This is a genomic window from Vibrio sp. 10N.222.52.B7, from assembly GCF_041474275.1.
In the GTDB taxonomy this organism is placed as follows: Bacteria; Pseudomonadota; Gammaproteobacteria; order Enterobacterales; family Vibrionaceae; genus Vibrio; species Vibrio crassostreae_C.
Window position 1 is genome coordinate 15,361 of record NZ_JBFRTU010000072.1, and the last position, 18,425, is coordinate 33,785.

Here is an 18,425-nt window from a genome sequence, read left to right on the forward strand (position 1 = left end):
ATTTACCAATACAGTTTAAATACAAATTAAATACAAATATGTATTGATGAGATCGTGATCACGGATTAAATGTCTTGAGGTTGTATTATTCATCTCGTCGACAGGGACGACTGTCGTACTAATCCGTGACTATGGGACAAAGGTTATGAAACTTACTACTCTAACGAATAAGTCGCTCGTAAATCTGCAAACTACGTTTAGCAGTCGAGAAGAAGCGATTTACGCACTTGCTGACCAACTGAATCAGCAAGGCAAACTGCACAACAAACAAGAGTATCTTGATGCAGTATTTGCTCGTGAAGAGCAAGGCCCGACAGCGCTTGGCGAAGGCCTAGCAGTACCGCACGGCAAGACTGACGCGGTTAAAGAAGCTGGTTTCGCTGTTGCAACATTGAAAGAAGACATGAAATGGAAAGGCCTAGATGAAGACGAAGATGTGAATCTTATCTTCCTAATTGCCATTCCAAATGCAGAAGCGGGTTCTACCCACATGCACCTGCTGACCGAACTGACAACCACATTGGTTGATGACGATGTTCGTGAAGCAGTATTAAAAGCAACAACCGCTGATGAAATCTTCGCGCTTCTTGATGGCGATAATCAGCAAGAAGAAGAACAAGACAACTTAGATACAAATGCGCCGACAATTGTATGTGTTACTGCTTGCCCTGCAGGCATTGCTCACACCTATATGGCTGCAGAATACCTTGAAAAAGCGGGCAAAAAGCTTGGCTACAAGGTTCATGTTGAAAAGCAGGGCGCAAATGGCATTGAAGATCGTTTGACGGCTGAGCAATTAAACAATGCTGTGGCGTGTGTTTTTGCTGCTGAAGTCGCGATTAAAGAAGTGGATCGTTTTAACGGAATCCCTCGTGTTGAAACGCCAGTTGCAGAACCGATTAAACACGGTGAACGCATTCTAAATGAAGCGATTGAAGAGTCGAAAAAAGGTAACGGTGCAGAGCGTACAGTGGCTACTGATGACAAACCGAAAAAACTGCCACTGAAAACTGAGCTTAAACAAGCGCTGCTTTCTGGTATTTCTTACGCAGTTCCTCTTATCGTTGCTGGTGGTACTGTTCTTGCGGTTGCTGTTCTTATTGCGCAAATTTTTGACCTGCAAGAGCTTTACGCAACAAAAGATTCTTGGCTGTGGATGTATCGTAAATTAGGTGGCGGCCTATTAGGTACATTAATGGTGCCAGTACTGGCAGCTTACACTGCTTACTCATTAGCCGACAAACCGGCACTTGGTCCTGGTTTTGCTGCGGGTATTGCTGCAAACATCATTGGTTCAGGTTTCCTAGGCGGTGTTGTTGGTGGTTTGATTGCGGGTTACGTGATGCGCTGGGTGAAAGAGCATGTTCGCTTAGGCCCTGCATTTAACGGCTTCCTTACTTTCTACCTTTACCCGGTGATTGGTACTTTGGTAGCGGGTAGCTTGATGCTGTTTGTTATCGGTAAACCTGTTGCGTTCTTAAACCAAGGTTTAACGGACTGGTTGAACGGTATGTCAGGCACCAATGCGTTGTTATTGGGTGCAATTTTAGGTCTGTTTGTATCATTCGACCTAGGTGGTCCGGTAAACAAAGCTGCTTACGCATTCTGTTTAGGTGCAATGGCAAACGGTGTTTATGGTCCTTACGCAATCTTTGGCTCAGTAAAAATGGTATCGGCGTTCACGGTAACGGCTTCTACCATGATTGCTCCACGCTTATTCAAAGACTTTGAGATTGAAACCGGTAAATCTACATGGCTACTTGGTCTTGCGGGTATTACTGAAGGTGCAATCCCAATGGCGATTGAAGATCCAATCCGTGTAATCGGCTCATTCTTACTAGGCTCTGTAGTAACAGGTGCAATGGTGGGTGCGGCAGGTATTGGTCTATCCACTCCGGGCGCAGGTATCTTCTCTATTTTCTTGTTACACGATTCTGGTTTAGGCGCATTCTCTGCTGCTGCAATCTGGTTCGGTGCTGCGATTGTCGGCACAGTGATTTCAACCATTACTCTTCTGATGTGGCGTGGTCACGCGGTAAAAAAGGGTAAATTTGAAGCAAGTACTGCAACACAGAACTAACTGAATTTTGAGTTAGCTCCTAACTCACTGCGAAATCAATATATAAAAAATAACAAATAACTGGCTGCCCTAAATACCTGTGCTCCTAACGGTTTTATTCACACAGATTCTGGGCGTGGTTTTCTGCACCCTAAATTTAGTGGCAGCCAATTTTAACCCCTTGAAAAAATTTAATTTAGTCGTATTTGGGTTCGAACTTTAGTTTTACTCGAAGCGACACATTTAGGTAAATGATTATGACTACATCACGCGTACATATTACTCCTCACATGCACTGGGATCGTGAATGGTATTTCACAACAGAAGAGTCTCGTATTCTTCTTGTGAACAACATGGAAGAAATCATGAACCGTCTGGAGAGCGATCCAGTATACAAATACTACGTTCTAGATGGTCAAACCGCCGTTTTAGAAGACTACTTCGCAATCAAACCAGAAAACACAGAGCGCGTAAAAGCATTGGTTGAAGCGGGCAAGTTAATTATTGGCCCTTGGTATTCTCAAACCGACACAATGCAAGTTTCTGGTGAGTCGATTGTGCGTAACATGATGTATGGCATTCGTGACTGTATGAAATTTGGCGATGCAATGAAGATCGGTTACCTACCAGATTCATTCAGCATGAGCTCTCAGCTACCGATGATCTACAACGGCTTCGATATCACGCGTGCAATGTTCTGGCGTGGTTGTTCAGAGCGTCACGGCACCAACAAAACAGAATTCTTATGGCAGTCAAACGACGGCAGTGAAGTAACGGCACAAGTGCTTCCGCTGGGTTACGCGATTGGTAAATACCTTCCTCAAGATGAAGAAGGCCTGCGTGCTCGTCTAGATAAGTACTTCCCAGTGCTAGAGAAACCATCGGTAACCAAAGACATCCTACTGCCGAACGGTCATGACCAAATGCCGATTCAAAAAGACATCTTTGAAGTAATGGACAAGCTTCGCGAAATCTACCCAGATCGTGAATTCTCAATGAGCCGTTACGAAGAAGTGTTCGAGAAAGTAGAAGCGGCGCGCGACCAACTCGACACAATCAAAGGCGAGTTCAACGACGGTAAATACATGCGTGTTCACCGTACGATCTCTTCTACGCGTATGGACATCAAACTGATCCACGCAGAAATCGAAAACAAGATTGTAAACATCTTAGAACCGCTAGCGTCTATCGCTTGGACATTAGGTTTTGAATACCACCACGGTTTGATTGAGAAAATGTGGAAAGAGAGCATGAAGAACCACGCTCATGACTCTATTGGTTGCTGTTGTTCAGACAAGGTACACGCTGAAATCCTAAACCGTTACATCCTTGCGGACGACATGGCGACAAACCTAATCCACTTCTACAAACGTAAAATCGTTGACCATATGCCGGATCGCGAAGGTTGCGACAAACTGGCGATGTTTAACCTTTCTCCGTATGAGCGTGAAGAAGTGGTGAACACAACCATCACTATCCGTGCTCAAGAATTTTCTATCTTTGATGAAAACGAAAACCCAGTTGAATACTTCATCCAAGACAAGCGCCAAATCGACCCAGGTAAAGTAGACCGTCAAATCGTTCACTACGGCAACTACGACCCTTTCATGGAGTTTGATATTCATATCAAACGCACTGTACCAGCGATGGGTTTCACCACGTTACACATCCAAGGTAATGAGAAGGGCGCAGTTAAAGTCGCAGAGCAGAAAGACTACTTGCTAGAGAACGAATACTACCGAATTAATGTAAACGACAACGGTACTCTGACTATTTTCGATAAAGAGACAGAGCAAGTATTCGACCAAGCACTTCGTTTAGAAGATGGTTCTGATGACGGCGATGAGTACGATTACTCTCCATCTCGTCAAGAGTGGCTGTTGTACTCTGATGAATTCCCGGTAGAAACATCAATTGACCACCAAGGTTTCCAATCGGTAGCAAACATCGCTTTCCGCATGAACGTGCCAGCAAACCTTACAGAGCGTGAAGAACGCACGGGTCAAAATGGATTCGTTGAAGCGCAATGCCAAGTGGTATTGAAGCAAGGTTCTCGCCGCATCGAAGTCCGTATGGAATTGGACAACCAAGCCGACGACCACCGTGTACGTGTATTAGTACCTACGCCATTTATTTCTGAAACTGTGGTAGCAGATAACCAGTTCGGTTGTATTACTCGACCAACCAATGACCCTGCAATGGCGGTTTGGGAAGAAGAGAAGTGGAAAGAAGCACCGGTTCCTGTGTATCAGTTAATGAACTTTGCTGCGCTAGAAAACGGCAAAGCGGGTATGGCTATTATGTCGAATGGTCTGCGTGAATTTGAAGTGATTGCATCTAAAGGTGACGAAAATAGAGATACCTTCGCACTGACACTATTCCGTGGTATTGGCGTGTTGGGTAAAGAAGAGCTATTGCTTCGTCCGGGGCGTCCTTCTGGTATCAAGATCCCGACCCCAGATTCACAAGTGCGCGGCAAATTAGTGTGTGAATTCACACTGTGTGGCTTCTCTGGTAACCATATTGACGCGAACATCATGGCGCAAGCACGTGACAATGTCACTCTAATCGAATGCTACAACAAGATCCCTTACAACGCGATGAAGCTCAACGTGGGTGAGCAGAACCTACCTATGAGTTTTAGCCTTCTGTCTAAGCAACAATCAGGCGCGGTGTTGAGTGTGCTGAAGAAAGCGGAAGACGAAGATGCACTGATCATGCGTGTCTACAACCCGGCAGAATCGGGTTCAGTATCGGATTCAATCTCTTTTACTCAAGCGGTTTCAAGCTGGAAAGAGACAAGCATGGACGAGCGCGTACGCGAAGGTGATGTAGCATCTGAAGAGTTCGGCCAGATAGCACCTTGCCAAGCAAAAACATTCCAAATCAAATTCTAATTTCGATAACCCGCTCACCTTGGTGGGCGGGAATGGTGAACGACAATGAAAATTGTAATTGCCCCTGATTCATTTAAAGAATCACTCGACGCTCATCAAGTTGCGTCTTGCATTGAGCGTGGATTTGCCGATGTTTTCCCTTACGCAGAGTTTGTGAAAATGCCACTCGCCGATGGCGGAGAAGGCACGGTAGACGTGTTGCTAGAGGCGCTCAATGGTAAGAAGCAACGGCTGCACACGACGGATCCAATCGGGCGTGAATGTACGGCTTATTGGGCTTCGTTGGAACAGACTGTTGATGGCGCCAACGTAAAAACTGCCTTGGTGGAATTTGCTCAAGCATCGGGTTTAGACCTATTAACCGTAGAAGAAAGAGCACCGTTAACCGCATCTTCGTTTGGTACTGGGCTATTGATCAAAGATGCACTAGATCAAGGTGTTGAACAAATCATTATTGGTTTGGGCGGCAGCGCAACCAATGATGCAGGTGCTGGCATCTTACAAGCGTTGGGAGGCAAGTTATTAGACAAGCAAGGCAACGAGCTATCTGGTGGCGGCGCCGAATTAAGCCGGTTAGCAAGCATCGATCTTGAAGGACTGCACCCTAGATGCAAAGAAGTGACGTTCGTGGTCGCGTGTGATGTGAATAATCCATTATGTGGCGAAAGCGGAGCCAGTACTGTGTTTGGTCCGCAAAAAGGCGCATCAAAAGCTCAAGTTGAACAACTTGATACTGCGATCGGGCACTTTGCCGATATCGCTCAAGCACATACGGGTACTAATCATCGCGACACAGCTGGATTTGGTGCTGCTGGTGGTACACCTCTGGGGTTAAGTCTTGCATTCAATATCCAAATTAAAGCGGGTATTGAGATGGTATTAGATGCCTTGGATGCAGATAAGGTTCTTGAAGGTGCTTCACTGGTCGTGACCGGAGAGGGGCAGATGGACAACCAAACCCTGCAAGGTAAAACACCTTTCGGCATCGCTCAGCGAGCTCAAAAGTTGAGTATTCCAACCATTGGAATTGCGGGCTCTTTGGGGCAAGACGTTGAAAAACTTTACGGCTCAATGTCTAGCTTATTTGGAACCGTACGTTCACCTCAGTCTTTAGACCAAGTTTTATCAGAAGCGAATCAAAACCTGACTCGCACTGCCCGTAATATCGCCGCCACGCTCAAGCTTGGTAGCCAGATTTTTAATGAGAAGTAATTATGTCTCTATTTAAACTCGACAACGTTATTCAAAACTACGCATGGGGAAGCAAAGACTCCATTAACCAATTGTTTGGTATTGTGAACCCAAACCAGGAACCTCAAGCAGAAATTTGGATGGGTGCTCATCCAAATGGTTGTTCAAAGGTAGGCGATACCGGTGAATCGCTTTCTCACATGATTGATGAAAACAAAATCGATGTCTTAGGCGGATACACGGCGGCTCGTTTCGGTGAATTGCCTTTCTTGTTTAAGGTGTTGGCCGCTGAAACACCGTTATCGATTCAGGTTCACCCGAACAAGCGAAAATCAGAATTAGGTTTTGAGCGTGAGAATGCACTTGGTATCCCTTTGAATGCGTCTAATCGCAACTACAAAGATCCAAACCATAAACCTGAGTTGGTTTATGCGTTGACCTTCTACAAAGCGATGAATGGCTTTCGTCCAATCGACGACATTATTGCCTTGTTCGAAGAAGCGGATATTCCTTCGTTAGCGATTGAGCTTAATGTACTAAAAGCCAATGCCGACAGTGATTCTTTGAAGTCGTTCTTTAGCGCCATTATGTCTCTTGAAGGTGACCGCAAAGCGTCTGCGCTTAATGAGCTTTATGCTGCACATGCGCGACCAGCCAAAACGGTCATGGGGCGTGAAGCTCTTCAATACAGCATCGAATTCAAACAGCATTATCCTGGTGATATTGGCTTATTTGCGCCATTAATGCTTAACACGGTTGAGCTGGCGCCCGGTGAAGCGATGTTCCTGTTCGCAGAAACCCCACATGCTTATGTTCAAGGTACGGGTTTAGAGATTATGGCAAACTCAGACAATGTGCTGCGTGCCGGTCTCACTCCCAAATATATCGATGTCCCTGAGCTTATCGACAACACAATCTTTGAGCCGATTAAGCCAGAAGATATCCGCCTTAAGCCTGTATTGAAAGAGGGCAAGATGAGTTATCCGATTCCAGTGGATGACTTTGGCTTTGATATCTTGTCTGCGACTGATGAGAGCAAGTCACAGTATCTACGTAGCGCGGAGATCTTGTTCTGTGTGGAAGGAGAGGCGACCGTCACTTCAGAAGGGCGGTCAGTTTCTCTTAAGCCCGGAGAATCGGTCTTTGTAAGTAGTAATTCAAGTGTTTACCAATATCAAGGGAATGGCATTTTGGCTCGTGCTTTTAACTAGTGCCCCCGTGCTAGCGATCAGCAAAAGAAATGTCAGAGTGCCACTGTAAAGTGGTACTCAATATTGGATTGATGGTTGTTACCTATCTGTCTTTGACAGTCATGATTATTGACCATACCCGCTACTCTGGCGGGTTTTTTCATTATTAGAATGAGCAGATATAAGCTTGTAGAAAAGACAAACCCTGCGATCAGAGCAGGGCTTTTTATTGAATTAGTACTGAGTGACTGGTTAGGCAATGTGCGTCATTTTATTAAGCACAAAGGTTTCAATACAACCTTCAGTCGCAGCCATGTAGTCAGCGATGTGTTGGCTCGCTAAGTGTTTCTCTAGATGAACTTCAGACTCCCAGTTCTCATGAAAAACGAAGTGAGCAGGGTTACTGTTATCTTGGTGCAGATCGTAGTTAATACAGCCGTCTTCAACACGGGTTTTATCGATCAATTTAATCATCTCAGCTTTTACAAGCTCAGTTTTGTCTTCTTTAGAGACGATCGTTGCAATAATAGTCAGTTTGCTCATTTTCAATTCCTTCGCTTTAAACTCGGTAAGTTTAAGTAATATAAGTATAAATTCAGAATGAAGAAAGAGTTCTGAAATCCAATAACTATGGTTCTTACCATCCACAATTCAAACTCGAGAGCATAGGGCCAGAGCCGAGTAGGTTATGCTTATTAAAAAAAGCCCTCATAGCAATATGAGGGCTTTTGAATAAGAATCAAACTGTGTTGTTACTGGGGTGTTAAGCGTACTGTCTTACCTTAAGCGTATTGCTCAACCGTCATTGCCCAATTTTTCTTCTGTTGTTCGAAATTCATTTTGATTTGCTGATAACGAACCTTAAGAACAGAGTGTTCGTACTTCTTCACAACGTCTTCGCGCTTGCTTTCAAGTAGCTGTTTTTTAACTTCGTAATATTCGTTCATGTTTGATACTAGAGCATCAAACTCTTGTTGAAGCTTCTCTGCGATTTGTTGCTTGTCGGCACGATGCATGATTTTTTGCTGGGTGCGTTTAAGTAACATTGACGCTTCAGCTTTCTCAATACGAGCTTGAGGGGTTTTCTTAAGCTTACTTGCCAGTCCCATCAACGAAGCACTCTTAATCAACCATTTTGTTGGATCGTATTGCCACCAGTAGATGCCGTTACGGTAGTCGTTCTCAAAGATGTGGTGGAAGTTGTGGTAGCCTTCGCCGAAAGTGAGTACTGCTAACACACCGTTATCACGCGCTGTGTTTTTGTCAGTAAAAGGTTGGCTACCCCAGATGTGAGCAAGAGAGTTAATAAAGAATGTTGTGTGGTGGTTAAGTACCAAACGAACTGCACCTACGATTAACAACATGCCAATCACGTCACCGTAAATCACGCCTAAAGCGATAGGAACACCGAAATTCATTAGTAATGCTAACAGAACATAGTGCTTGTGCTGCCACATAACAATCTTATCTTTTTTAAGGTCACGGCAGTTTTCGTAGTTTTCGTACATTGAGGTGCTGTAATTACGAATCATCCAGCCAATGTGTGAGTACCAAAATCCACGTTTTGCAGAGTATGGGTCTTTGTCGTTGTTATCGACATGCTTGTGGTGAACACGGTGATCAGAAGACCAGTGTAGCGCGCTGTTCTGCAGGGCAAATGCACCACCTAATGCAAACAGGAATCTTAGGCTTGAATGCGCTTCAAACGCTTTATGTGACCATAAGCGGTGATAACCTGTCGTGATTGAAAGGTTACAGAACGTAAAGCAGATTGCTAGCCATATCCAGTGCTCCATGCCATAGCCAAAAAAGTAGCCATAAACGGGAGCCGCTACAACAGCAAGCAGCATACTAAAAGAGAACACAAAAATATTGAGCCAGATTAATGGCGGCTTTTTTGTAGATTGTTTGTCGGCACTATTCATTAGCAAATTTCCATTGGGCTTACATCTGTGCGCTAGAATATCAGCGTACACGTGTAAGTCAATATTGAAAGTGTAAACGTGTATTAGTATGTTTTGCTTAAATATTGTATAAAGGTAGTGTGAAATGTAGTAGCAAGTCATAAATGGAAGTACTAAGGGCTAATAAATGGAAATTAAGGTAGCTGAATATAAAGATTATGAGCGGATTGCCCAATTACACGCGGATAGCTGGAAGCTATATTACCGTGGCATTCTTGCTGATGATTACCTAGAACATGATGTTTTGGAGGACAGATCTGTTATTTGGCAGACTCGTTTGATTAATCCTCCTTTCAACCAACATGTTTTATTGCTTGAGGAAGGCGGTTTACTGGTTGGTTTTGTCTGCGCGTTCGGTAATCACAACTTTGAGCGTGGTACGTTCATCGATGCGTTACATGTAGATAATAATTATCGTGGACGAGGTGTAGGCAAGCGTCTGTTGTCTGAATTGTCGAAGTGGTTGCAGCAATACTATTCGGACTCAGGGCTTTACCTAGAGGTGATGTCTGAGAACCACCAAGCGATTGCTTTTTATCAGGCGATTGGTGGCAAAGAAGAACTAGAGCAAGTTTGGAACGCACCATGTGGCAGCCAAGTGAATGAAAAAGTGATTTCTTGGAGCTCTCCCGTTGAACTTGAACAGAAAACAGCGAGCGTTGTGTATTCTTAGTCGATTCTTGTTGAATACTGTTTTTTTGCTGAGTAGCAGGTTCTTAACGAAGCTATTTTAAAGCAGAAGAACAAAGACAAAAGCCCCGAGTATTAAGTTGCTCGGGGCTTTTTTGATTGAATTAGTGGTCGTTTTAATGATTCGCAAAGATGCGTGAAATATTGGGCGATTAATCACGCCATGTGATCTTATTCCTACCGCCTTTTTTCGAAATGTAGAGTGCTTGGTCAGCGTCGTCGATAAGCTGCTCGACAGAACCAAGGGCTTGATGGGCATGTTTCACACCGATTGAAATTGTTACTTCTAATCTAAGGCGAGTAGGGGATTCTAAAAGGGCATTAACCAGCGATTCAATTGAAGCCTCGGTTTCTCCTTGGACCAGCACCAAAAACTCTTCACCGCCGTATCGAAAGCAGTTACTGCTAGTCGGTAGTCGTTTTTGAATCTCATCGGCCAGTTCTTTAATCACCATGTCACCCATTTGATGGCCGTAGGTGTCGTTAATCGATTTGAAATGATCAATATCTATCATGAGCGATGTAATGGATCGCTGACGGTCTATGCTCGGTTCTATCACCTGATGAAGATAAAGGCGGTTGTAGCAGCCCGTTAGTGCGTCTTGATAGGAAAGGGCCTCGAACATATTAGATTGCTTGCGAAGCTGAATCGCTTGTTTGCGGAGTTGCTCGGATTGAGCGAAACGTTTGTGTACTTCCAGGTCACGTCTAACACAGGCCGCTGAGATTAGGATGTAAGCCGAGATATAAACGGAAATTGTTTCTATTTCATGCTCTGGCTCCGCTTCATAAAGCAGTGGCGCAAGGCCGATGAGATAAGCCAAAAAGATAAACGACAGCGTAGATATACTGTATCTGGCTGACAATCTTGAAAACGTACCAATGTAGATCATCACTAAAATGATGCCACCTTGGTAATCGAAGTTGTTCAGCTCGATGGCTAGTCGACCGATATAGACCAAGAAAAGTGAGCTAATTACAAGGAAGGCACTTTCTACGAGTTCCAAAACGTTGGGTTTGTTTGTAATACAGTATCTGGCGGCGGCCATCATCAATAAAAAAAGTATGACTCGGAAAATGATAGGCGTAATGCACTCGCTACCAAAGTGGATGTAGTCGGTGACGATAAAAGCACAGAATATTGAGATAGGGATGTAGATGAAATTTATGTACGGCAAATAAATTTCATTATCGAAATAGGTTTTAAATCTTTGATTCTTGAACCCAGAATAAGAGCGCATTGAGAAATTAGCCGAGATTGATACACAACAATTTGCGTAGTATGTCACAGTCTTTGGGATTGTAAACGACCATTTCTATAGATTTGTCAGTATGTTAGCTAGATCAACAAACGGTAGCGGGCAATATTCACGCTCTATTATCGATAGAGCGTGAATATCTAGAGGCTGGTGTAAGAGTGGTAAACAGAAATTAAAGCAGATTATAAAAACTAATCGCGATTAACGCTTGTTCTTCAGGTAACGCTTACGACGCTCTTCTTTTTTCTTAATCTGTTGTTCCGCTTTCAGCGCAGCCGCTTCTTCAACTTCGATCAGCTCTTGTGTGATCATTTCTGGCAACTCAAGCGTTACCTTACCTAAAGTGCCATTACGCAATTCGTGAAGCAGGATTTCTGAACATTTGTGAATGTCGATATTACCACCGGCACGAAGTGCACCACGCTTACGGCCAATCGCTTCCATCAGTTCGATGTCAGACTCTGGCAGCTCTTCAATTTGGTAACGCTCTTGCAAAAGGTTAGGGTACTGCTTTGCTAGGTATTCTACTGTGTAGAATGCCACTTCATCGTATTCCATTGCTGTATCTTTTACAGCACCTGTTGCAGCCAAGCGGAAGCCACTGTGTGGGTTTTCTACTTTAGGCCAAAGGATTCCTGGAGTGTCTGAAAGGATCACGCCATTCTGCAGGTTGATACGTTGTTGACGACGAGTTACCGCAGGTTGGTTACCAGTAACCGCGATCGTACGTCCAGCCAAGCAGTTGATAATGGTCGATTTACCCACGTTCGGGATGCCCATGATCATTGTACGAATATTCTTGCCCATCTGTTCACGGTGCGGTGCCAGTTTACGTACCAGCTCCATAACGTGGTTAACTTCTTCTTTTACGCTAGTCGTAATCGCAATCGCTTTAACGCCTTGCTCCTTCTCGAAGTGCTCAATCCAACGTTGAGTCAGTTCAGGATCTGCAAGGTCACGCTTGTTCAGCACTTTTACACAAGGCTTATCGCCGCGCAGTGAAGAGATCATTGGGTTTTCACTACTGAACGGGATACGAGCGTCCAGTACTTCGATGATCACATCAACTTGTGGGATAACTTCTTCGATTTCTTTGCGGGCTTTATGCATGTGACCCGGAAACCATTGAATAGACATAGAGATAAACCTTGATAAATATATTTGCTGCACATTGTAAGGGTTGGATGATACGTGTAAAGGTATATCTATCCCGACCTTCAATGAGCTCAGTGAGTTTGCTTGAAGTATAGGCGACTTGGTGATGTTTATTTAGCTGATGATTGACCTATTGAAGGTGGGAACCGCTAATCTTGTAAAGCGTAAAAAGCCGCTATGTCTTTCAAATCTTGATCGTTAAGCTTACTTAGTTGCGCTCGCATCATATCCGCGTAATCGCCCTGCCTATCTCCGGTTTGATACGCTTTCATTGTATTAAAGAGATAGGTTGGATCTTGGCCAGAAAGCTTAGGATAGGAGTTATTAGTCGATTGACTGGTAGGGTTATGACAAAAAACGCAGCTTGGTGATTTAACTTTACCTAGTTCAGCGTCGCCAAAATCAGAGGCATGAAGGTTAGAGGAAAGAGCTAGCAATATTAGAGCGAAGGTTGGGTAATGCACGTTTTTACTCCGGTAAAAACATGATTATAAAGCTTCCCCTAAGGGGAAGCTCAAGTCTTATTTGTTCTGGGTGAACATTTAGTATGGCTTAAAGTGCATTTTCCAACTTAGTTAGGAAAGTAGCGATGTCTTCAGAGCTGATATCTCTATGAGTAACAAATCGAACAGGGTTCCCTGGTGACATCGTAATGCCTTGTTCGCCCAGTTCGCGTGCGATTCGGTTGATATCCACAGACTCATCTAACTTAGCAAATACAATGTTAGTTTGAATGAAATCAGGGTTAACAGAAAAACCTTCTAGTTTGCTTAAACCAATCGCTAGATTTTCTGCGTTCTCGTGGTCAGCTTTAAGTTGAGTAACGTTCTCTGTTAAAGCCATTTTTCCCGCTGCGGCAAGAATACCTGCTTGGCGCATACCGCCACCGACCATTTTACGTAGGCGGCGTGCTTTAGCGATGTACTCTTTACTACCAAGAAGTAGAGAGCCAATCGGCGCGCCTAAGCCTTTTGATAAACAGATTGTCATTGAATCGAAGTGTTGTGCGATCTCTTTAATGTGAACATCCAGTGCTACTGCTGCATTGTATACGCGCGCGCCGTCGAGGTGCATTTGCAGGCCGTGTTGGTTTACGAACTCACGTGCTTCCGCTAGATAAGACATTGGCAGGACTTTACCATTGATCGTGTTTTCTAAACTAAGAAGCTTGGTACGAGCAAAGTGGCTGTCGTCGGGCTTAATCGCAGCGGCAAGCTTTTTAAAGTCTAAAGTACCGTCTGGGTTATTCTCGATTGGTTGAGGTTGGATAGAACCAAGGACCGCAGCGCCGCCAGCTTCGTATTTGTAGTTGTGCGCCTGCTGGCCACACAGATATTCATCACCACGCTCACAATGCGCCATTAAGCCAAGAAGGTTGGCTTGTGTACCTGAAGAGGTAAACATTGCCGCTTCAAAGCCTGTCTCATTTGCTGCCCACTGTTCTAGTTCGTTGACGGTTGGGTCATCGCCATAAACATCATCGCCCACTTCTGCGTTTGCCATTGCGTCACGCATGGCTTGTGAGGGTTTAGTTACGGTATCAGAACGAAAGTCCATGTTTCTCTCCTAGAGTACTTTAGGTAGTCATATAATTGGCTATAACTGGCTATAACTGGCTATAGATGGCCGCATAGTTGGGCTTTACTTAAACAAGCGATAGTTTTGGTATCGGTAATTTGATCGTGTCGTATTTTGTCGTGCAGTTCTTCTAGACTCAGTTCGATCACCTCTATGACTTCATCTTCGTCGCATTTAAAGCGGGTAGTGAGGCTTAAGTCTTTGGCGACGAACAAATGCTGAATCTCATCACAGAATCCAGCTAAAGGGGTAACTTGTCCTAAGCTTTGAAAAGAAGTTGCACTGTAACCTGTTTCTTCTTCCAACTCTCGCTGGGCACATTCAAGAGGTGTCTCACCAATTTCCATGGTGCCAGCCGGTAATTCTAAAAGCCATTTTTTAAGAGAAGGGCGAAACTGGTTAATGAGGATGATTTTTCCAGACGAAGTGATAGGAAGAATAACTGCCGCGCCGGGGTGGTTTATTGTTGTATGTTTTACCACGACGTTCGTAGGGAGCGTCACGTTCTCTTCTATGAGAGAAATACTTTTCCATTGATGGATAACTTTACTCATGCAGTCTGGCCACATTCCTTGCCAATTTTTCGGATAACTGAAGACGTGCACCACCATAACGTCTATGGTGTCGAAAATAAAAGAAAAATTAGGCTTAGCAATAGATTTAATTTCACGCCGTTCGTGATGTTACTCTCATAATTGGAATCTATGATTGCGCCAAAATTACCGACGTAACCATCTGATATAAATGCAACTCAATAATAAAATACACTTGTAACAAAGTACTGACAAATGTATAAAAACAATTCTACACTCTCAACTATTCAAAGATTTTCGGAGTAACGCATGAACCCTTCTATTTCTTCACATGCTGACAAGGCGCTACTCTCTGAAAGAATCAATAAATTAGCGCATGCTCTGTCTGATGGTGTCTACGAAAGAGAAGACACCATTAAGCTTTGTTTACTGGCTGCTTTGGCTGGTGAAAGCGTGTTTCTATTAGGCCCTCCGGGCATCGCAAAAAGCCTTATCGCGAAACGTCTCATTCAGGCTTTTGATAACAGCAGCTATTTCGAATATTTGATGACTCGTTTCTCTACTCCCGAGGAAGTGTTCGGCCCACTAAGTATCCAAGAATTAAAAGACAACGGTCGTTACGTAAGACTAACCGAAGGCTACCTACCAACTGCACAAGTCGTCTTCCTCGATGAGATCTGGAAAGCCGGCCCTGCAATCCTAAACACGCTACTTACTGTCGTTAACGAAAAGACTTTCAAAAACGGCAGTGATATTGAACGTGTACCGATGCGTCTACTAGTATCGGCATCCAACGAACTTCCAGATGAAGACAGCGGCTTGGAAGCACTTTATGACCGTATGTTGGTACGCGTGTTCGTGAACCGTATTCAAAACAAACAAAACTTCAAATCGATGCTGACGACGGGTACTTCTCAAGAAGCGGTAATTCCAAAAGGTTTGGCGATTACGGACATTGAATACCATCAATGGCAGAAAGAGCTCGATAAGCTGGAACTGACAGACAATTCGTTTGATAAGTTGTTTGAACTAAAAACCATGCTTGAAGAGACGGTTAAGAAGCAAGGCTCTGCTTCAGAGTCAGAATTGTATGTATCAGACAGACGCTGGAAGAAGGCCGTTAAACTATTGAAAGCGAGTGCGTTCTTTAGTGGTCGCGATAGCGTGAACCCGCTGGATATTATGCTTCTGCAAGATTGTTTGTGGCATAGCCCAGAATCACGTGATGTGGTTCGTAGCGTGGTGAAAGACTTTGCATTGAACCGAGCGTTTGATCAACAAGAGTCGAAAGCTCAAATTGAAATGTCTCGTGAAGAGTTAGAAGAGATTCAAGACGATGTTGAATCAACGTTGTCGGTGTCACTTTCTATGGAGTCAACCAGTGGCTTGTTGCGTAAAGATGTTTACCAGAATGACATCAAGAACGCGAAAATGTACAGTGTGGGCAGTGCTTACAATCTAGTGAAACTGGTTATGCTGCAAAGCAACATGTCGGTTTCTGAATCTGAGAAAGGCGATAGCCGTTGGGTATACGTAGCCAAAGACGATTTTGATCGTGTTCTTAAAGAAGGTCACGGTGATATTTACGGTTACGTAAACGAAAATAAAAACCTATGCCGTTTAAAACTCGACTTGGATGCATCAAACCAATTAGTGATTAAAGACATCGCCAATCGCTCTGTATTGGTGAGTGTGGTTACTACTGACGGTTTAGACCAAGAACTGTACAACAAGTGGTTGAGTGGCGCTGAGAAAGCCTTAGAACAGTTAACTGAAGCTGAATTCAAGTTAAAACGCGTTCGTACTGAATTCCATGATGCATTACCTCATAACTATATTGACCCTGATTTACCAAAAGCGATGGAAGCAAGTTTGCAATCGGTAACGCAAGATCTTGAAACCACGAAAGTGAAGAGTGCCAAGATCGCTCAGCGTATTAAGTTTATGAGCCAGTACTTCGAGTAAGAGGAGAGCATATGTTAGGAGCAGACGGCTTAAACCTCGCTTTGATGGTAGCTGATTCCGGAATCATTGATACCGCGATGAATGATCTCATCGCTCGTTCTCAAGTCATGATGGCTGCAGAGAACAAAGGTGTGAAAACATCAGTGAAAAACCACTTAGTTAAATGGCGCGGTAAAGTTAAAAAACGCGTTACTAAGGTGTGTGAAACTGATCGATTCCAAGAGGAAATCGCCCTTTACCAAGAAGTGATTTACTGGGATGAACCTCAGTTCTTTGATGAGATTGACAGCGTTATCAAAAAGCTGGAGTGGCACTCAGCGTTTTATCTACAAGCTCGACGCCTTATGGAGAACAACAAGGGTGTTTATAACGCGATGTTTCCACACTACTTTTGCGACCAATGGTACCAATCACTTTCTGATGCGATTAAACAAGCTCAAGTAACTGAACTTGAAACAAGCAAAGAAAAAGTCTTAGCCGATCTTTATCAGCGCATGGAAACCATGAAAAACATGGATAAAGTGACTGAGTCGGGTGATGAAGGCAGTGTAGGGCGCTTGTGGGACATGGCTTCTGCCAAATTAAGCAAAACAGACCTTACCATCATGAAACGTCATGCTGAGTTCTTGAATAAGCACAAGGGCTTGCAAGAGATCGCTGAAAAGCTAGGCCGTATGGCTGGTGAGGAAGATGATCCTTCGCTACACAAAGCCCCTGTAGAAGAATTGCAGGTGGTTGAAGAGAAAAGCGATGAAGCGGTCGATGATATTGTCGGGATTCATGAAAGTGATGACCTTAACAAGATGCTGCCAAACGAAACCATGTTCTTAGCTTATCCTGAACTTGAGGTTATCTTTTACAAGCACTTGGCCGACAAGCGTTTACTGAGCTATCGCTCGCAAGGTAAATCACGCACGTTACGCAAAGTGAAGGCGCAAAAACCAGATAGCAAGAACATCGATATTGAAAAGGGCCCGTTTATCGTCTGTGTGGACGCTTCGGGTTCTATGAGTGGTTTCCCTGAGCAGTCTGCTAAAGCAATGGCTTATGCCTTAATGCAAATTGCTCTTGCAGAAGAGAGAGACTGTTATGTGATTCTTTTTTCTTCTGAGCAGATTACCTATGAGTTAACCAGGCAAGATGGCCTACGTGAAGCGAGCGACTTCTTAAGTTACTCATTCCACGGCGGTACGGATTTGGAACCTGTTCTCATGAAGTCGATTGACCTAATGACTGGTGATAAATACAAGAATGCCGATTTAATCGTACTTTCTGACTTTATTGCGCCGAAACAATCAGACGAAATGATTGCTCAGGTTGAAAAGTTGAAAGAACACAAAAACCGTTTCCATGCGGTTAGTCTTTCTAAGTATGGCAACCCTCAACTTATGACTATGTTTGACCACTGCTGGGCGTATCATCCGAGTCTTGTCGGTCGTTTCATGAAGAAGTGGTAGCGCTAGAACATCTTGTTTAACTCGATTTTGCTGTGTGTTTTTTGATTAAAGAGATCGAACATGCAGCAATTTGATTTAAATGTCAGCAAACGGAATTTAAATTCACTTTTTTGTTTGACTATCTCCCCTCAATCCGTAAAGTAGGCACCCGAACACAGCGGTGCGGCTTACTTAAGTCCCTAAAGTGTTGAATTAAAAAAGGCGCCTTGGCAGAGTGGCTATGCAGCGGATTGCAAATCCGTGGACCTCGGTTCGACTCCGGGAGGCGCCTCCATTCTTTTTCTTAGCTTGATAAGTTAAGAGATATTAAGAATGAAAATGCGATACTAGCTCAGTTGGTAGAGCGCAACCTTGCCAAGGTTGAGGTCATCGGTTCGAACCCGATGTATCGCTCCAAATTTTGTAGTGTTGATTCATTTTGACATTAAGATGGTGTTTTACTTTTCAGTAATCGGCATCGCAATAAAAAATTGCGTGCCCTGGTGGT

14 protein-coding genes and 2 tRNA genes are annotated in these 18,425 nt (G+C 44.0%); 9 read left to right on the forward strand and 7 right to left on the reverse strand.

Annotated features, from left to right (window positions below; all coding sequences use genetic code 11):
* The first annotated feature begins 145 nt into the window (after positions 1-145).
* The 4 genes from mngA (at position 146) to manA (ending at position 7,358) form a co-directional block, all read left to right on the forward strand.
* The gene (gene mngA, locus AB4512_RS17880) at positions 146-2,080 is read left to right on the forward strand and encodes a PTS 2-O-a-mannosyl-D-glycerate transporter subunit IIABC (protein WP_372175281.1); all 1,935 of its coding nucleotides are present in this window, start codon (positions 146-148) and stop codon (positions 2,078-2,080) included.
* Between the two features lie 236 nt (positions 2,081-2,316).
* Positions 2,317-4,956: a mannosylglycerate hydrolase gene (gene mngB / locus AB4512_RS17885; RefSeq protein WP_372175282.1), complete on the forward strand. Its 2,640-nt coding sequence runs from the start codon at positions 2,317-2,319 to the stop codon at positions 4,954-4,956.
* A 45-nt stretch (positions 4,957-5,001) separates the two neighbouring features.
* Positions 5,002-6,168, forward strand: coding sequence for a glycerate kinase (locus AB4512_RS17890; RefSeq protein WP_102320779.1), 1,167 nt, complete (start codon positions 5,002-5,004; stop codon positions 6,166-6,168).
* A 2-nt stretch (positions 6,169-6,170) separates the two neighbouring features.
* On the forward strand, positions 6,171-7,358 hold the full coding sequence (gene manA, locus AB4512_RS17895) for a mannose-6-phosphate isomerase, class I (RefSeq protein ID WP_017070588.1): 1,188 nt from the start codon (positions 6,171-6,173) through the stop codon (positions 7,356-7,358).
* Positions 7,359-7,589: 231 nt separating this feature from the next.
* On the opposite strand, the gene AB4512_RS17900 is transcribed toward manA, so the two are convergent.
* Together AB4512_RS17900 and AB4512_RS17905 are read right to left on the reverse strand one after the other, a co-directional pair.
* Positions 7,590-7,880: a putative quinol monooxygenase gene (locus tag AB4512_RS17900; protein WP_017062602.1), complete on the reverse strand. Its 291-nt coding sequence runs from the start codon at positions 7,878-7,880 to the stop codon at positions 7,590-7,592.
* A gap of 239 nt (positions 7,881-8,119) precedes the next feature.
* Positions 8,120-9,262 (reverse strand): fatty acid desaturase, encoded by a 1,143-nt coding sequence (locus AB4512_RS17905; RefSeq protein WP_017062601.1) that lies wholly within the window; start codon positions 9,260-9,262, stop codon positions 8,120-8,122.
* A gap of 166 nt (positions 9,263-9,428) precedes the next feature.
* Between AB4512_RS17905 and AB4512_RS17910 the strand changes: the two genes are divergently transcribed.
* Positions 9,429-9,974 (forward strand): N-acetyltransferase, encoded by a 546-nt coding sequence (locus tag AB4512_RS17910; RefSeq protein ID WP_017062600.1) that lies wholly within the window; start codon positions 9,429-9,431, stop codon positions 9,972-9,974.
* Positions 9,975-10,143: 169 nt separating this feature from the next.
* Here AB4512_RS17910 and AB4512_RS17915 read toward each other — a convergent pair whose 3' ends face one another.
* The 5 genes from AB4512_RS17915 to AB4512_RS17935 all read right to left on the reverse strand — a co-directional run bounded on the left by AB4512_RS17915 (position 10,144) and on the right by AB4512_RS17935 (position 14,537).
* Positions 10,144-11,169, reverse strand: a complete 1,026-nt coding sequence (locus AB4512_RS17915) for a GGDEF domain-containing protein (protein WP_372175283.1) — start codon at positions 11,167-11,169, stop codon at positions 10,144-10,146.
* A gap of 282 nt (positions 11,170-11,451) precedes the next feature.
* A complete protein-coding gene (ylqF, locus tag AB4512_RS17920) occupies positions 11,452-12,387 on the reverse strand; it encodes a ribosome biogenesis GTPase YlqF (protein ID WP_372175284.1) in 936 nt (311 codons plus the stop codon).
* Between the two features lie 167 nt (positions 12,388-12,554).
* Positions 12,555-12,869: a cytochrome c gene (locus AB4512_RS17925; RefSeq protein WP_017069125.1), complete on the reverse strand. Its 315-nt coding sequence runs from the start codon at positions 12,867-12,869 to the stop codon at positions 12,555-12,557.
* 88 nt (positions 12,870-12,957) lie between these two features.
* The gene (gene ltaE / locus AB4512_RS17930; RefSeq protein ID WP_372175285.1) at positions 12,958-13,962 is read right to left on the reverse strand and encodes a low-specificity L-threonine aldolase; all 1,005 of its coding nucleotides are present in this window, start codon (positions 13,960-13,962) and stop codon (positions 12,958-12,960) included.
* 59 nt (positions 13,963-14,021) lie between these two features.
* The gene (locus AB4512_RS17935) at positions 14,022-14,537 is read right to left on the reverse strand and encodes an NUDIX hydrolase (protein WP_065584641.1); all 516 of its coding nucleotides are present in this window, start codon (positions 14,535-14,537) and stop codon (positions 14,022-14,024) included.
* A gap of 288 nt (positions 14,538-14,825) precedes the next feature.
* Here AB4512_RS17935 and AB4512_RS17940 point away from each other — a divergent pair, with 288 nt between their 5' ends.
* From AB4512_RS17940 to AB4512_RS17955, 4 genes are all read left to right on the forward strand, one after another.
* A complete protein-coding gene (locus tag AB4512_RS17940; protein WP_017067123.1) occupies positions 14,826-16,481 on the forward strand; it encodes an ATPase RavA domain-containing protein in 1,656 nt (551 codons plus the stop codon).
* 11 nt (positions 16,482-16,492) lie between these two features.
* Positions 16,493-17,938: an ATPase RavA stimulator ViaA gene (gene viaA / locus AB4512_RS17945; RefSeq protein WP_017064542.1), complete on the forward strand. Its 1,446-nt coding sequence runs from the start codon at positions 16,493-16,495 to the stop codon at positions 17,936-17,938.
* Positions 17,939-18,138: 200 nt separating this feature from the next.
* Positions 18,139-18,212, forward strand: a tRNA-Cys gene (locus AB4512_RS17950).
* Between the two features lie 46 nt (positions 18,213-18,258).
* A tRNA-Gly gene (locus AB4512_RS17955) sits at positions 18,259-18,334 on the forward strand.
* The last annotated feature ends 91 nt before the right edge of the window (positions 18,335-18,425 follow it).

Coding starts and splice junctions, on each gene's coding strand:
- mngA (WP_372175281.1), top strand. CDS start 146: ATGAAACTTACTACTCTAACGAATAAGTCGCTCGTAAATCTGCAAACT.
- mngB (WP_372175282.1), top strand. CDS start 2,317: ATGACTACATCACGCGTACATATTACTCCTCACATGCACTGGGATCGT.
- AB4512_RS17890 (WP_102320779.1), top strand. CDS start 5,002: ATGAAAATTGTAATTGCCCCTGATTCATTTAAAGAATCACTCGACGCT.
- manA (WP_017070588.1), top strand. CDS start 6,171: ATGTCTCTATTTAAACTCGACAACGTTATTCAAAACTACGCATGGGGA.
- AB4512_RS17900 (WP_017062602.1), bottom strand. CDS start 7,880: ATGAGCAAACTGACTATTATTGCAACGATCGTCTCTAAAGAAGACAAA.
- AB4512_RS17905 (WP_017062601.1), bottom strand. CDS start 9,262: ATGAATAGTGCCGACAAACAATCTACAAAAAAGCCGCCATTAATCTGG.
- AB4512_RS17910 (WP_017062600.1), top strand. CDS start 9,429: ATGGAAATTAAGGTAGCTGAATATAAAGATTATGAGCGGATTGCCCAA.
- ylqF (WP_372175284.1), bottom strand. CDS start 12,387: ATGTCTATTCAATGGTTTCCGGGTCACATGCATAAAGCCCGCAAAGAA.
- ltaE (WP_372175285.1), bottom strand. CDS start 13,962: ATGGACTTTCGTTCTGATACCGTAACTAAACCCTCACAAGCCATGCGT.
- AB4512_RS17935 (WP_065584641.1), bottom strand. CDS start 14,537: ATGAGTAAAGTTATCCATCAATGGAAAAGTATTTCTCTCATAGAAGAG.
- AB4512_RS17940 (WP_017067123.1), top strand. CDS start 14,826: ATGAACCCTTCTATTTCTTCACATGCTGACAAGGCGCTACTCTCTGAA.
- viaA (WP_017064542.1), top strand. CDS start 16,493: ATGTTAGGAGCAGACGGCTTAAACCTCGCTTTGATGGTAGCTGATTCC.